Here is a 14,522-nt window from a genome sequence, read left to right as displayed (position 1 = left end):
CATATTTTCCCTGATGGACTCGGCAAGTAATTTTTTTGGTCTGACTGCATCCAAAAAACCTGTTGGTTGCGTCTATAAAAGTTGAGACAAACCGTTTGCCAATCGTCTATAGAACGACGGAATTGCCGGGAAGCCAGGGATATCATCGTGAAACGAGCACACAAAATCATCCTGCCAATCGCTGTATTGGCTGTGAGCGCCATTGTTGTCGGCGGACTTAACGCGTTTAAACCAGAGCCGGAGAAAAAAGACGACTCAGATCGGCCTTTGAGCGCCTTTGTGGAAACCGTCAAATTCCAGCCTACAGTACTGCAGGTACAAACCCGTGGCGAGGTGCAGCCACGTACAGAAATTGACCTGATCAGTGAGGTCAGCGGCCGTATTCAGGAAGTATCCAGTCAATTCGTGCGGGGCGGCGCAATCACACCGGATACGGTACTGATACGAATCGACGATGCTGACTACCGACACGCGGTGACCCGCGCTCAAGCCAGAGTTACCGCGGCTGAGGTACAGATTCTGCAGCGGGAAGCCGAAGCCCAAGTGGCCAAAACTGAGCTGGAGGGGAAACCTCACACCCCACTGGGCTTGAAAATCCCACAATTGAAAAATGCCCAGGCAGAATTGTTGGCAGCTCAGGCCGATTTGCGTCAGGCCCAGGAAAACCTGGCTCGTACCCGTATCCGCCTGCCCTTCAACGGGCGAGTACTGGAGAAGCAAGCAGGCATTGGAGAATTTGTCAGCGCCGGAACCCGCCTCGGCAAAGTGTTTGCCACCGATGTGGCGGAAGTTCGCTTGCCCCTGACCGACGAACAGCTGGCCTTGCTGAACCTGCCCATTGGCTACCAAGCCAACGACAACAATGGTCCGGAAGTGCGCTTTGAGGCAGAGCTGGCTGGGCAAAACCACCAATGGTACGGCCGCCTGGTACGTATCGAAGCCACTATTGACCCGCAAACCCGGCTGATCCACGGGGTAGCCGAAGTCAAAGCGCCCTACAGCCCGGCCTCAGCCAGCCAGTCCGGGCAACCGTTTGCTGTAGGACTGTTCGTTTCCGCCACCATCGACAGCAAAACCATTGAAGCCCACGTGATCCCCAGCGCCGCCCTGCATTCCGGCAACACTATCTACGTGATTGAGAATGACCGCCTGCAGATACGGGAAATCGATGTGCTCAGCCACCTCAACAACCAAGTGATTGTCAGTGACGGCCTGGAAACTGGCGAGCGAGTGGTGATATCCCCCATCAAGGACCCTATCAACGGCATGTTGATCAACCCGGTGGATAACCTGCAGCCGGCATCAAGCTCTCCGGATAACAGCGCCGCAGGCGGCAACGGAGTCAGTGCACGATGAACAGTGCAATCGCCTGGTGGGCGAAAAACCCGGTGGCCGCCAACCTGATGATGGTAGGCATCGTGCTCTCCGGAATACTCGGCTACCTGGGCATGGAGCGGGAAATCTTCCCTACCTTGCGGGTACCGCTGGTGCAGGTAACCGTGCCCTGGCCCGGTGCTGGCACTCAGGACGTGGAAGAGCAAATTGTTATCCGCGTGGAAGAGGCGCTGTCAGACATGGACAACATCGACCGCCTGCGCTCCACCGCCAGCGAAGGCATTGGCCAGATATCCGTGATTGCCAAGAACGATGTGGATATGGCCCAGTTTGTCAACGACATCAAACTGCGAGTGGATTCTATCAGTTCGTTTCCGCGCAATATCGAACGCCCGGTGGTGCGGGAATTTGTCACCCGGGAAGAGATGATCCGCATTGCCGTACACGGCCAGGTAGGCGAGCGGCAGCTAAAGCGCCTGGCGGAGCAAATTCGTCAGGAAATGACGGTTTTGCCCGGCGTGGCCATTGTCGATTTATTTGGCACCCGTCTGGAAGAAGTGTCCATCGAACTGTCTGAGCAGGCCATGAGCCGCTACGGGCTTACCTTTGACGACGTGGCCAACGCCATTCGCAGCCACTCCATCAATCTATCCTCCGGCCAGGTGCGCACCGCCACCGGTGACTTGCAGCTGCGCGCCCGCAATCTGGCCAATAATCAGATGGATTTTGAAGCCATTGTGGTACGCCAGGGCGCCAGCGGCGGCACCGTCTACCTGAAAGACGTGGCGCGAGTTATCGATGGTTTTGAAGACAACGAAATTCTCGCTACCCTCAACGGCGAACCGGCCATACTGGTTCAGGTAATGACCACGGAAAACATGGACGTGGTCAAAACCAGCGAATCGGTTAACGAATGGCTGGACGGCGCCAAAAAGAGAATGCCGCAAGGGGTTGGCCTAACCCTGTGGTGGGACGCAGCCACTCTCTATGAAGACCGCATGAACACCATTATCGGCTCCGCAGGCTATGGCCTGATATTGGTGTTCCTGGTATTGCTGTTAACCCTGCGCCCGAAAGTGGCCCTGTGGGTAACCGTGGGCATTGCCACCGCCTATGCCGGTGCCTTTGCCCTGCTACCCGCCAACGATGTTTCCCTCAACATCCTCTCCACTTTTGCCTTTTTGCTAGTACTGGGGATTGTGGTGGACGACGCCATTGTGGTGGGCGAAAGCATTCACCAGGCGGGCAAAACCGAACCCGATTCCAGCAAAGCGGCAATTCTCGGCACACAGCTGGTGGCAAAGCCGATTCTGTACGCGGTACTCACCACCATGATTGCCTTTATGCCCTGGTTCTTTATCTCCGGGGTGGAAGCACAGATTACCCGCCAGATATCCATCATTATCGTGGCGGCACTGTCGTTCTCGCTGATTGAAGCGTTTTTTATTCTCCCGGCTCACTTGCGCAAGCTGCAACCCCGCAGTCACGAACAGCAACAGCGCAATCGCTTTACCCGTTTGCAATACAAAGTGGAGCACAGCATTACCAAACTGGCCACCGCCCGCTACCAGCGTTGGGTCAACAGCGCAGTGAAACACCGCTACCTGACTGCCAGCGTATTTTTTGGCTTTTTTGTTGTCAGTGTTGGCCTGTTCAATACCGGTTGGGTGAAATTCTCGTTTATGCCGGAGATCGAGAGCGAACAGATCATCATCAATGTGGACCTGCCGGACGGCACCCCCTACTCCCGTGCGCTGGAAATACTGGCCCAGCTGCAAAATGCAGAAAAGGCGCTGGAGCAGGAAGTTAACGACATGGCCGAAGATAATCAGGGCGAACTGGTGGAAAACTGGTACACCCGCTCTCGCCGGGACAGCGTGATCGCCATCGTTAAATTGGCACCACCGGATGTGCGCGACCTCAGTGCCAAACAAGCCGCCGAACGCCTGCGGGAACTGATTGGCGAAATTCCCGACGCCGACGACATTACCGTGCAGTACACCACCAACAATCAGGATCCGGATCTGCAGTACTCCGTCAGCCATCCGGATCTGGATGCCCTGCGCAATGCCGTACTGGACCTGCAACAACACCTGCGCAGTTACGAAAGCGCCTACGATGTGCACCACGACCTGCAAAGCAACGCCCGTGAACTGCGCTTTACCCTGTTGCCCGGTGCCAGCAAGTTGGGGCTGACCCTGGCAGATATCTCCCGCCAGGTACGCCAGGCCTACTACGGCGAGGAAGTGCAGCGCCTGCCCCGCAATGGCAACGACGTCAAAGTGATGGTGCGCTACCCCAAAGAAAGCCGCACCAGTCTGCAAAGCCTGCAGGACTTTCGGGTGCGCACCGCAGACGGCCGTCAAGTGCCACTGCTGGCGGTAGCGGAAGTGGAATACGAGCAGGGTTCCAAGCGCATCAACCGCCGCGAACGTCGCCGCTCCGCCGTTATCAGCGCCCGCCTGAAAGGCGACATTCGCCACCAGATTCAGACAGACCTGGACGACAACTTTTTCCCGGAATGGAAACAGCGTCACCCCGGTATCATTCTCGGTGCGGTGGGCGAGGCGGAAGGTGAGCAGGAATTTATTCAGGAAGTCACCAGCCTCTACCTGGTGGCGCTGTTCCTGATGTACGCCCTGATTGCCGTGGCGTTCCGGTCCTATTGGCTGCCCTTGCTGATTATGACCGCCATCCCCTTTGGCTTTATGGGGGCGGTATTTGGCCACCTGATTATGGGGCAATCCATGGCGCTGTTTTCCTACTTTGGCATCGGCGCCGCCGTGGGCGTGGTGGTGAACGACAACCTGGTGCTGGTGGACTATGTGCTCAGACTGCGAGCGGAAGGCAAAAACGCCATCGAAGCAGTTACTCAAGCCGCGGTAAAACGCTTCCGCCCGATTTTGCTCACCTCGCTGACCACCTTTATCGGCCTGATGCCAATGATGGCAGAGCGCTCGATCCAGGCGCAGTTCCTGTTGCCCACGGTGATATCCCTGGCTTTCGGCGTCGCCTTTGCCACCTTTGTCACCCTGCTGCTGGTACCGGCCTTGTACGCCATCAGCGACGACTGGCTACAACGCCTGCGCCGGTTGCGTCCCAAAACTGCCGTTCAGGAACCCAGTAGCTCCGTGTGATTGATTCTGAGTCACCCTCCATCACTGAAAGGTGACTCAGAAATCACTCTTTCCCCAAAAACCGCATTTGCGGTTTTTTCCCGCGCCCCTATCCCGTAGAATTTCCTCTTTGCCGTAACCACTCTGTTAGACATTCCATGACCGTCAAAACCCTGGAACAACACACCCCCATGATGCAGCAATACCTGCGCATCAAAGCCGAACACCCTAACGAGCTGGTGTTTTACCGTATGGGGGATTTCTACGAGGTATTTTTTGACGACGCCAAAAGAGCCGCGCAACTGCTGGATGTGACCCTCACCGCTCGGGGCAAATCCGGCGGCAACCCCATTCCCATGGCGGGAGTGCCCTACCACGCGGTGGAAGGCTATCTGGCGCGCCTGGTGAAACAGGGCGTATCAGTCGCTATTTGCGAGCAGATCGGCGACCCGGCCACCAGCAAGGGGCCGGTGGAACGCAAAGTGGTACGCATCGTTACTCCCGGCACCATCTCCGACGAGGCCCTGCTGGAAGAACGCCGCGACAACCTGTTAGCCGCAGTGGCCTGCCAGGGGGAATTCTTTGGCATTGCCACTTTGGATATCGGCAGCGGCCGCCTGCAGGTGCAAGAAGTGATCGGCAGTGAAGGCCTGCTGGGTGAACTGCAACGGCTGAGCCCGGCAGAGCTGCTGCTCAGTGAGGAATTCCCTGCCATTGATGCTATCGAACAACGCTCAGGCACCCGCCGTCGCCCACCCTGGGAGTTCGACAGCGACAGCGCCCGACGCCTGCTGTGCAGCCAGTTTGGCACCCATGACTTGAGCGGTTTTGGCTGCGAGGAATTGCAACTGGCGGTGTGCGCCGCGGGCTGTTTATTGCAGTACGCCAAAGACACTCAGCGCACTGAGCTCCCCCATATTCGCGGCATCTCCGTGGAGAACCGCGACGACGCCGTGATTCTCGACGCCGCTACCCGCCGCAATCTGGAAATTGACTGCAATCTCAGCGGTGGCATCGACAACACACTATTGGCGGTGATGGACAACACCAATACCGCCATGGGCGGCCGCCTGTTGCAACGCTGGCTCAACCGCCCCCTGCGCAATCTGCAAACCCTGGTGGGCCGCCAGCAGGCCATCGCCGAGCTGCGCAGCAACTACCGCTACGAATTGCTGGCGGAGCAGCTGCGTCAGGTGGGGGATATGGAGCGTATTCTCGGCCGGGTAGCGCTGCGCTCTGCCCGCCCCCGCGACCTTACCCGCCTGCGGGATTCCCTGGCGGTACTGCCGCAACTGCAAAACGAACTGAAATCCACAGAAGCCCCTCAACTGAAGCAACTGGCGCAAGAAGCCGGCGAATTCCCTGAACTGGTCGACCTGCTGCAAAAAGCGGTGATCGACAACCCGCCGGTGGTGATTCGCGACGGTGGTGTGATTGCCGAGGGCTACGACAGTGAGCTGGACGAGCTGCGCGGCATCAGCGCCAATGCCGGCGACTATCTGGTGCAACTGGAAACACGCGAGCGCGAACGCACTGGTATCAGTACCTTAAAAGTGGGCTACAACCGGGTACACGGCTACTACATCGAAATCACCAAGGCCAATTCCGAGCAGGCCCCGGCGGAGTACATCCGCCGCCAGACCCTGAAAAACGCCGAGCGCTTTATCACCCCGGAACTGAAAGAGTTTGAAGACAAAGCCCTGTCTGCCAAAAGCCGTGCCCTGGCGCGGGAAAAAGCCCTGTACGAAGCGCTGGTGGAAACGCTTAATGAACAGTTAGGGCCGCTGCAAATCTGTGCTGCTGCGGTATCGGAACTGGACGTGCTGGCCAACCTGGCAGAGCGCGGCGACAGCTTGAATCTGATGCAGCCGCAGCTCACTGAGGAACCGGGGCTGGCCATTCAGGCAGGCCGTCACCCGGTGGTGGAGCAAGTGCTGGACACGCCCTTTGTGGCCAACGATCTCAGCTTTCACGATGACCGCCGTATGCTGATTATCACCGGCCCCAATATGGGCGGTAAATCCACCTATATGCGTCAGGCAGCGCTGATTACCCTGCTGGCCCATATCGGCTCGCCGGTGCCCGCGGAAAGCGCCACCATCGGCTTGGTGGATCGCATCTTTACCCGTATCGGTTCTTCCGATGACCTGGCCGGTGGCCGCTCCACCTTTATGGTGGAAATGACCGAAACCGCCAATATCCTCCACAACGCCACGGATCGCTCATTGGTACTGATGGACGAAATCGGTCGCGGCACCAGTACCTTCGATGGCCTGTCACTGGCCTGGGCCTGCGCCGTGCACTTGGCTGAACAAGTGCGCGCTTTTACCCTGTTCGCCACCCATTACTTTGAACTCACCGCGCTGCCCGAAAAAATGCCCACCGTGGCCAACGTGCATCTGGACGCCACCGAGTACAACGACAGCGTTGTGTTCCTGCACGCTATTCAGGAAGGCCCGGCCAGCCAGAGCTACGGTATTCAAGTGGCCAAGCTGGCAGGGTTGCCAAACAGTGTATTGGCATTGGCCCGCAAGGAACTGGCGATTCTGGAATCCGGCAGCCACCAGGCGGTAGCCGCTGTCACACCAGAGGCTCCGGCCAAAGCACCGCTGCAGCCTGCTCAGGCCGAGCTGTTTAGTGACGACAGCGGCAAAAAACTGCGCCAGGCTATCGCCGCTATTGACCCCAACAACCTGACACCGCGCCAGGCTCTGGATGAGCTGTATCAGCTGCAAGAATTATTGAAAAAGGTATAATGCGCGCGATTTGAAAACACCGTCATCGCGAGCGCAGCGCGGCGATCTCCATACAGGCACTCCGAAATCAGAAGATTGCCGCGTCGCCTTTCCTTATATAAAAGGGCTCCCCGCAATGACAGCAATAGTAATCAGGAGACATAGCCATGACCTTTGTGGTGGGTGAAAACTGCATCAAGTGCAAACACACAGACTGCGTTGAAGTGTGCCCGGTAGACTGCTTTTACGAAGGCCCCAACTTCCTGGTGATTCACCCGGATGAATGCATCGACTGCGCCCTGTGTGAACCGGAGTGCCCGGTTGACGCCATCTTCTCCGAAGACGAACTCCCGGATGGCCAGGAAGTGTTTCTGGAATTGAACGCCGAACTGTCAGAAGTGTGGCCCAATATTACCGAGATGAAAGAGGCTCCGGCGGATTCCGCGGAGTGGGATGGTAAGCCGGGGAAATTGGCGTTGCTTGAGAGGTGACTCAGCCGCACGTCTGACGTCGCATGTCGCACGCTAAAATCGAAAACAGGAGCCATCGGCTCCTATTTTTGGTTTAAGGCTATGTGTTTTGATCAAAATATTTCAGTTTGCGATACAACTTAACCAAAGACAGCGGTCGCAGTATTAAAAATATGCCTACAAAGAATAAAAAGACCCTTCCAATGCTCAACAAGTCATAAATCGACTGATTAGTAACAAGGTAAGCCTGCATTGCATTAATTAGAAAGTAGCCGCTATAAACTAGCAGATACACACCCAAACAGAACATAGCGGCAGAAACCAAAGCATAATCCGTTAGCTGTTTTTCACCACTATCCTCATCAATTCCCAGGCTGATCTTTCGAGATATTTTCGGTGCAGAAACCCACAGCAATATCGAGACAATGAAGGATAGCCCCACAAAAAGTACCAGCAAAACTACAGATTCGCCCCCTACACGAAGAGTGTGCGGCAATGCTGAAAGAGCCGGAATACCATCTTTTATTCCAATACCGAAAAAATAGATTGCCAGTAATCTAATTGCTAGCAAAGATATTGCATTCATTCCTCAAACACCGTATCGCTATCCAACCCCTGCCGCTTCAACAGCTCTTTCAATCGTTTTAACGCATCAATCTGAATCTGCCGGACACGCTCACGAGTCAACCCTACCTCACGACCAACCTGTTCCAAAGTAGACACTTCGTAGCCCTGAATACCAAAACGGCGGGCGATGACTTCCCGTTGTTTTTCCGGCAATTCGTCTACCCAGTGTTCCAATGCAGACACCAGGTCGTCGTCTTCCACCAGGTGCTCCGGGTCGTCGCCCTGTTCATCGACGATGGTATCCACCAGGGTACGGCTGTTGTCGTAGCCCAGGGTAATGTCTACTGAACCCACCCGCTCATTGAGGCCCAGCATTCGGTAGACCTCGTCGATGGGCTTGTCCAGCAAGTCAGCGATTTCGTCGGCGGTGGGGTCGTGATCGAGTTTTTGCGCCAACTGGCGAGCAGCACGCAGGTAGACGTTGATTTCCTTGACCACATGAATGGGCAGGCGAATGGTACGGGTCTGGTTCATCAGCGCCCGCTCGATGGTCTGGCGTATCCACCAGGTGGCGTAGGTGGAAAAGCGGTAGCCCAGTTCCGGGTCGAATTTTTCAACCGCCCGCATCAGCCCCAGGTTGCCCTCTTCGATCAAATCCAGCAGTGCCAGGCCACGGTTAACGTAGCGACGGGAGATTTTTACCACCAGGCGCAGATTACTTTCAATCATGCGCTTGCGAGCAGCTTCATCGCCAGCGCGGAACTGGCGGGCAAAATAGACTTCTTCTTCGGCAGTCAACAACGGCACAAAGCCAATCTCCTTCATATAGAGACTGGCGGCATCCATGACCTGCTCGTTATGTTCGACAGAGGTATTCTCGGTGGCCTCTTGCCCGGAACCTGAGTTGCTCCGTTTCCCCATGCACAACCCTCGTAATTTTTATTGGGTTGGCATCAAAGGTACACCTCATTCAGCGCTTGGGCAACAATCGAAGAGGGTCGGTAGATTGGCCGTTGCGGCGAATTTCAAAGTAGATGCGGTCGCGGTTGCTGATATCACCGCCCACTTCTGCCAGTTTCTGGCCCGCAGTAACCCTGTCGCCTTCTTTGACCAACAGTTTGCGGTTAAGGGCGTAAAAGCTCAGATAAGCGTCGCTGTGTTTGATAATCAGGGAGGGGCCATAGGTGGGCAGACCATTGCCCGCATATACAACCTCGCCGGGGGCAGCGGCGCTTACCGCGGTACCTTGTTTGGCGTGCAGATAGACGCCTTTGAAGCGTTTATTGGCATCGTAATAGCGCACTAGCCTACCCTTCACCGGCCACTGCCAGCGCCAGTTTTTTGCAGTAGCCGTTACGGGTTTTCGGGTTGCGGGTTGCGGGTTGGCAGCCGGCTTAGTAGCTTGAGGCTTTGCTACTGGCTTCGGCACAGGCTTGCTGGTAGATGCTGAAGATACAGGCTTGGGCACTGTTTTGACGGGCGCTGCCGCCACCTTGGGTGCACTGGCCTTTGATGTATCCAGAGTCAAGCGTTGGCCAGGGAAGATGGTATAGGGTGCACGAATACCGTTGGCTGCTGCCAGTTTGCGGTGCTCCAACCCATAGCGCCAGGCGATGGAGTAAAGGGTTTCACCACGGGAGACCCAGTGAGTGTCGATGCGGTCCGGCCCCACCACATCACGGTCGGAAATGGGAGCAATGCTGTGATTGGAACAGGCTAGTTGCAGCCCCAGTAAGGCAACCAGCAACAGCCCGCTAAACGCTTTTAAGGGTGCTTCTAAAAATAGTGATATTTTGGTGAGAGCAAGGCGGCAGCGCACGGAGGCCCGCAGTGTATAAGGCATACATGAGGAGCCGAGTACGTTGCCAACGCAGCTATCGCAGAAATAGCGCATTTTTAGACGCGCCCTTTATGACGTCCACCGAGGCGCTCCAGACCCAATACCAATGCAACCCCCAATAAGGCCAGTAAAATCGCCGGCCAGGTTTGCGGGTCATCGCCAAACAGCTGCCAGTATTCGCCGGGCAACAGGTTGCGCTGCTCCAGTACCACTTCTTTACCGGAGGCGGTAAACATCACAATGAGTTTCTCTTTCCAGGGCCAGACTATGGCCAGAGAACCCACCAGAAAGCCGGTGAGCAACCCCAGGGTGGTGCTGCGGTAATGTTCCAACAGCCACCCCAGCAAGCGAGAGAAGCTCATCAGCCCCACTAAACAACCACCGGCGAAGACCATCAGCACCACTACCTGTAGTTCGCTAATGGCCTCTATCAGCACCGGATACAAGCCGATTAGCACCAGGATAAAACTGCCGGAAATACCCGGCAGAATCATCGCGCATATGGCCACCGCACCGGCGGCAAAAATCATCAGCAGAGATTCGCTGGCTGCCGCCCCTGGCATCCAGAAAAGGCCTGCTGCTGCTGCCGTACCCACGATGATCGCCAGCCCTTCCTGCCAGCGCCAGCGATCCAGGTTGCCCAGCATCCAGATAATGGACGCCACAATCAGGCCAAAGAAAAACGACCACAGCAAAATGGGGTGTTCCTGCATGCCGTAGCTAACCAGCTTGGCCAAAGAGAGGATGCTGAGCAAAATGCCGGTGAACAGTACCGCGAGGAAGGTGCCGTCGATGACTTGCCAAAAGCCCTTGATATCACCGCACAACAAGCGCTTGAGATTGGCCAGATTGACCGCGCGAATGGCATTGAGCAGGCGCTGGTATATGCCGCTGATAAACGCAATGGTGCCACCAGACACTCCCGGCACTACATCCGCAGCACCCATGGCAGCGCCTTTGAAAAACAACAGCAGGTAATCTACAGGTCCGCGCATAATCTTGTTGCGGCCCTGTTATCGAGAAAGGCCGCTAAGCAGCGGAACAAAACGTACCGGTTCGATCACTTCTTCGGAAAAGTTGTTGCTGTCACCTTCACGGATGATCATGCGCAATTCCTGTTCGCCATCCGGGCCGATCGGAATAATCAAGATGCCATCCGGGGCCAATTGATGCAGCAATTCTTCCGGCAGGCTCTGCGGCGCAGCAGTGCTGATGATGCCGTTATATGGTGCGTAATCCGGCCAGCCAAAACCGCCATCGGAAAGCGCAGCGGAAACATTGCGATACCCCAGGCGGCGCAACAGGTCACGAGAACGATTGAGCAATGGACGAATGCGCTCCACCGTGTACACCTTGTTCACCAGTTGGGCCAACACCGCCGTCTGGTAGCCGGAGCCGGTACCAATTTCCAATACTTTATCCAGAGGGCCGCGGGACAGTAACAGCTCGGTCATACGCGCCACAATGTAGGGCTGAGACAGGGTTTGTTTGTGGCCGATGGGCAATGCGGTGTCTTCGTAGGCGCGATGAGACAACGCCTCATCCAGAAACAGGTGGCGCGGAGTGGTGCGAATAACGTCCAGCACTTGCTGGCTGGTGACGCCCTGCTCCACCAAGCGTTGTATCAAACGTTCGCGGGTACGTTGCGAGGTCATACCAACCCCACCCACTTTGGCAGACAGCCCAAAGGTACTCAACGGCGGCTCCTGTTACAGATGAAAAGATGGCGCGACTATATCATGGCTCGACGGCACGATCACGATCGGTAGACACTGTGGTTAGCTCGCGAATAACCGCGGTGGCATAAGCACCCGGCGGCAGCGAAAATTGCAGCAGCAAATCCTCACCGTCAAACCGCCATTCGAACCTGTCCGGCAATAACTGTAGTGGCCTGCGCTCCTGGCCAAGGCCGCTGTGTTCCAAGGCATCACACCAGCCAGGCAGCGCTTGCACCACCATCTGTTCCAGTTGCCTCACCGCTTCTGGTGCAGAGCTGCGCCCCCGCCCCCACATAGCTCCTGTAGGGATTTCTTCACCAGGCAACGTCGAATACCAGTTGCCCTGCTCCACCCGTTGTGCCAACACGCGATTAAACAGGTAGGAGCGCCCCGCAGATAGCACAATACCTCCGTCACCACCGGGACGACGCCCACGCCTGCGTTGGTTGGCACGGGCATCACCAGACTGACCCACAAAGCGTTTTTCAAATTCCCGCAGGTTGTTGCCATGGTGGCCAAAACGCTGCTCGCCAAAATAGTTGGGCACCCCCTGCTCAGCTATTTGCTCAAGGCGTTGTTGCAGTTGTTGCCGATCACCGGTTATGGCCTGCAGGCGAATTTCAAAGTGATTGCCAGCGTGATCGCCACGGCGCAGTTTGCGGTTGTGGCGGTCACTGGCCAGCACGTCAACCCCCTCAATGGCGTGAACTCGCGCCATGTCCAGCTCCTGCTTTGGCAGGTAGAGGCTAAACCACTGGCTAGTGACCGCACGGCGATCTTTCAGGCCACAATAACCCACATCCATTGGCCGCAGTCCGGCAATATCCGCCAACTGTTGTGCCAGCCAACGGGTATTCTGGTTGCGTTTGCGCAGGTGCAGCAGCAGATGTTCACCGTCGCCGCAAGGTTCGAAGCCCAGCGCTTCGTCAACCACAAAGTCTTCTGGCTCGGTACGAAAACCGGCGCTGCCGAGGGGGCCGCCGTGGGCAAAGGGAAAATCCAGAGAGTAGTCAGTCAAGGGAAAATCCAGTCGTGTCATCCTGAGCCGCGCAGCGGCGTGAGGATCTCAGGGTCTGAAAGTTGTGAGATCCTCACGGCCACTCCGTGGCCTCAGGATGACGCTGCAAGAGCGGTTATCAACACCACCGCATGGCAGGCAATGCCTTCTTTACGGCCCTCAAAGCCCAGCTTTTCGGTGGTGGTGGCTTTGACATTGACGCAGCTGGCATCCGCATTGAGATCGGCCGCGAGATTGGCCGTCATAGCTTCTATATGAGGCGCCATTTTCGGGGCTTGGGCGACGATGGTTATATCCGCATTGCCCAGCTGCCAACCTTTTTCAGCCAACAACGACACCACATGCCTCAACAACTGGCGGCTGTCGATGCCTTTATATTTGGAGTCGGTGTCGGGGAAATGGCGACCAATGTCACCCAGACCAGCTGCGCCAAGTAATGCGTCGCAGAGGGCATGAATTAACACATCGCCGTCGGAGTGGGCGACAAAGCCCTGGGGGTAAGGAATGGCCACGCCGCCCAGCATCAAATGATCACCGGGGCCAAAGGCGTGTACGTCATAACCGTGGCCAATTCGTATCATTTCGTTTCACCTTGAGCTGTGAGGATGGCGGCGGCTATTGCCAAGTCTTCCCCGCGGGTAATTTTGATATTGTCCCGTTGCCCTTCTATCAGCTTGTGATCAAGGCCTAATTGCTCAATGGCCGAGGCTTCGTCAGTGGGTTGAGTGCCATTCTGCCCAGCACTTTCCAGCGCTTTGCAGAGAATGCCATAGCGGAACATTTGCGGCGTTAAAGCACTCCACAGTTGGCGGCGATCTTCTGTGGCGATAACCTGGTGGTCGCCGCTCACGCGCTTCACCGTGTCGGCAATAGGAGCCGCCAGCAGTCCGCCCACAGGGTGGTTTTGCAATTGCTGCATCAAGTTGGCGATATCCGCTGCTCTGACACAGGGGCGGGCGATATCGTGCACCAAAACCCAGTCATCTTGCCCCGCGCGGCCATCCAGCGCCTGCAGAGCCAGGCGCACGCTGTCTGCCCGCTCGGCACCGCCAATGGTGGTTGTAATACGAGGGTTATCGAGCCTCAGTGTTGGCCAATAGCCATCCTCCTGGCCAAGGGCCACCACGCACTGTTCTATGTTGGGCAGAGACAAGAGGCGCTCCAGCGTCCAACGCGCCACTGGTTTGTCGAGAAGGTTTTGGTATTGTTTTGGCTGCGAACCACCAAAGCGACGACCTACGCCGGCCGCTGGGACAACAGCCCAGTACTTGGGTTGAGCATTGCTCACTTGTCGTCGTCCTTTTTGTCTTGATCCTTTTCCACCACAATATAAAAGGTTTCGCCTTCTTTGATCATACCCAGGTCACTGCGAGCCCGCTCTTCTATAGCATCCATACCATTTTTCAGGGCTTTCACTTCCTCGCCAATGGCCTGATTGCGGGCTTCCGCTTGCTGATTGATGGCTTGCTGCTCGGCCACGGCTTTTTCCAGCTCGACCTTCTGGGCAACACTGCCCTCGCCAAACCACAGGCGATACTGCAGGGCGATAAGGAAAACAATCAGAATTGCGATAAGCCAGCGCATGGCACAAGTTTAATGTAAAACGGCGGGGATAGCCCCGCCGTTTTAACCAATATTGTCATCCTGAGGAGCGCAGCGACGTGAGGATCTCAGACTCTGAAAATTGTGAGATCCTCACGCGCCTGCGGCGCTCAGGATGACA

The 14,522-nt window shown here is 56.4% G+C and carries 13 protein-coding genes; 4 read left to right on the top strand and 9 right to left on the bottom strand.

The window, feature by feature from the left end; translation table 11 throughout:
* Positions 1-147: 147 nt before the first annotated feature.
* The 4 genes from QSV34_RS02890 to fdxA all read left to right on the top strand — a co-directional run bounded on the left by QSV34_RS02890 (position 148) and on the right by fdxA (position 7,677).
* On the top strand, positions 148-1,356 hold the full coding sequence (locus tag QSV34_RS02890) for an efflux RND transporter periplasmic adaptor subunit (RefSeq protein WP_289151830.1): 1,209 nt from the start codon (positions 148-150) through the stop codon (positions 1,354-1,356).
* Positions 1,353-4,472 (top strand): efflux RND transporter permease subunit, encoded by a 3,120-nt coding sequence (locus QSV34_RS02885; RefSeq protein WP_289151828.1) that lies wholly within the window; start codon positions 1,353-1,355, stop codon positions 4,470-4,472. Before QSV34_RS02890 ends, QSV34_RS02885 begins: the two co-directional genes overlap by 4 nt.
* Positions 4,473-4,609: 137 nt before the next feature.
* A complete protein-coding gene (mutS, locus tag QSV34_RS02880; protein ID WP_289151826.1) occupies positions 4,610-7,207 on the top strand; it encodes a DNA mismatch repair protein MutS in 2,598 nt (865 codons plus the stop codon).
* A 146-nt stretch (positions 7,208-7,353) separates the two neighbouring features.
* Positions 7,354-7,677, top strand: a complete 324-nt coding sequence (gene fdxA / locus QSV34_RS02875) for a ferredoxin FdxA (RefSeq protein ID WP_289151824.1) — start codon at positions 7,354-7,356, stop codon at positions 7,675-7,677.
* A 79-nt stretch (positions 7,678-7,756) separates the two neighbouring features.
* Here fdxA and QSV34_RS02870 read toward each other — a convergent pair whose 3' ends face one another.
* The 9 genes from QSV34_RS02870 to ftsB all read right to left on the bottom strand — a co-directional run bounded on the left by QSV34_RS02870 (position 7,757) and on the right by ftsB (position 14,383).
* On the bottom strand, positions 7,757-8,242 hold the full coding sequence (locus QSV34_RS02870; RefSeq protein WP_289151822.1) for a hypothetical protein: 486 nt from the start codon (positions 8,240-8,242) through the stop codon (positions 7,757-7,759).
* Positions 8,239-9,144, bottom strand: coding sequence for an RNA polymerase sigma factor RpoS (gene rpoS, locus QSV34_RS02865; protein WP_289151820.1), 906 nt, complete (start codon positions 9,142-9,144; stop codon positions 8,239-8,241). The genes QSV34_RS02870 and rpoS overlap by 4 nt, the downstream gene beginning before the upstream one ends.
* A 49-nt stretch (positions 9,145-9,193) precedes the next feature.
* A complete protein-coding gene (locus tag QSV34_RS02860) occupies positions 9,194-10,066 on the bottom strand; it encodes a peptidoglycan DD-metalloendopeptidase family protein (RefSeq protein WP_289151819.1) in 873 nt (290 codons plus the stop codon).
* A 53-nt stretch (positions 10,067-10,119) separates the two neighbouring features.
* Positions 10,120-11,058, bottom strand: a complete 939-nt coding sequence (locus QSV34_RS02855; RefSeq protein WP_289151818.1) for a DUF368 domain-containing protein — start codon at positions 11,056-11,058, stop codon at positions 10,120-10,122.
* 18 nt (positions 11,059-11,076) lie between these two features.
* Positions 11,077-11,718 (bottom strand): protein-L-isoaspartate(D-aspartate) O-methyltransferase, encoded by a 642-nt coding sequence (locus QSV34_RS02850; protein WP_289152002.1) that lies wholly within the window; start codon positions 11,716-11,718, stop codon positions 11,077-11,079.
* 82 nt (positions 11,719-11,800) lie between these two features.
* Positions 11,801-12,799 (bottom strand): tRNA pseudouridine(13) synthase TruD, encoded by a 999-nt coding sequence (truD, locus tag QSV34_RS02845; RefSeq protein WP_289151817.1) that lies wholly within the window; start codon positions 12,797-12,799, stop codon positions 11,801-11,803.
* A gap of 92 nt (positions 12,800-12,891) precedes the next feature.
* Positions 12,892-13,377: a 2-C-methyl-D-erythritol 2,4-cyclodiphosphate synthase gene (ispF, locus tag QSV34_RS02840; protein ID WP_289152000.1), complete on the bottom strand. Its 486-nt coding sequence runs from the start codon at positions 13,375-13,377 to the stop codon at positions 12,892-12,894.
* The gene (gene ispD / locus QSV34_RS02835) at positions 13,377-14,087 is read right to left on the bottom strand and encodes a 2-C-methyl-D-erythritol 4-phosphate cytidylyltransferase (RefSeq protein WP_289151815.1); all 711 of its coding nucleotides are present in this window, start codon (positions 14,085-14,087) and stop codon (positions 13,377-13,379) included. Before ispD ends, ispF begins: the two co-directional genes overlap by 1 nt.
* Complete coding sequence (gene ftsB / locus QSV34_RS02830; RefSeq protein ID WP_289151813.1) at positions 14,084-14,383, bottom strand: cell division protein FtsB; 300 nt, start codon at positions 14,381-14,383, stop codon at positions 14,084-14,086. Before ftsB ends, ispD begins: the two co-directional genes overlap by 4 nt.
* Between the last annotated feature and the right edge of the window lie 139 nt (positions 14,384-14,522).

This window comes from Porticoccus sp. W117 (assembly GCF_030341905.1).
In the GTDB taxonomy this organism is placed as follows: Bacteria; Pseudomonadota; Gammaproteobacteria; order Pseudomonadales; family Porticoccaceae; genus SCSIO-12696.
The sequence above is the reverse complement of the archived record's forward strand: the minus strand, read 5'-3'. Positions and strand labels throughout refer to the sequence as shown.

What these genes read in the sequence shown, in the direction of transcription:
- QSV34_RS02885 (WP_289151828.1), top strand. Translation starts at nt 1,353, where the DNA reads ATGAACAGTGCAATCGCCTGGTGGGCGAAAAACCCGGTGGCCGCCAAC.
- mutS (WP_289151826.1), top strand. Translation starts at nt 4,610, where the DNA reads ATGACCGTCAAAACCCTGGAACAACACACCCCCATGATGCAGCAATAC.
- fdxA (WP_289151824.1), top strand. Translation starts at nt 7,354, where the DNA reads ATGACCTTTGTGGTGGGTGAAAACTGCATCAAGTGCAAACACACAGAC.
- QSV34_RS02870 (WP_289151822.1), bottom strand. Translation starts at nt 8,242, where the DNA reads ATGAATGCAATATCTTTGCTAGCAATTAGATTACTGGCAATCTATTTT.
- rpoS (WP_289151820.1), bottom strand. Translation starts at nt 9,144, where the DNA reads ATGGGGAAACGGAGCAACTCAGGTTCCGGGCAAGAGGCCACCGAGAAT.
- QSV34_RS02860 (WP_289151819.1), bottom strand. Translation starts at nt 10,066, where the DNA reads ATGCCTTATACACTGCGGGCCTCCGTGCGCTGCCGCCTTGCTCTCACC.
- QSV34_RS02855 (WP_289151818.1), bottom strand. Translation starts at nt 11,058, where the DNA reads ATGCGCGGACCTGTAGATTACCTGCTGTTGTTTTTCAAAGGCGCTGCC.
- QSV34_RS02850 (WP_289152002.1), bottom strand. Translation starts at nt 11,718, where the DNA reads ATGACCTCGCAACGTACCCGCGAACGTTTGATACAACGCTTGGTGGAG.
- ftsB (WP_289151813.1), bottom strand. Translation starts at nt 14,383, where the DNA reads ATGCGCTGGCTTATCGCAATTCTGATTGTTTTCCTTATCGCCCTGCAG.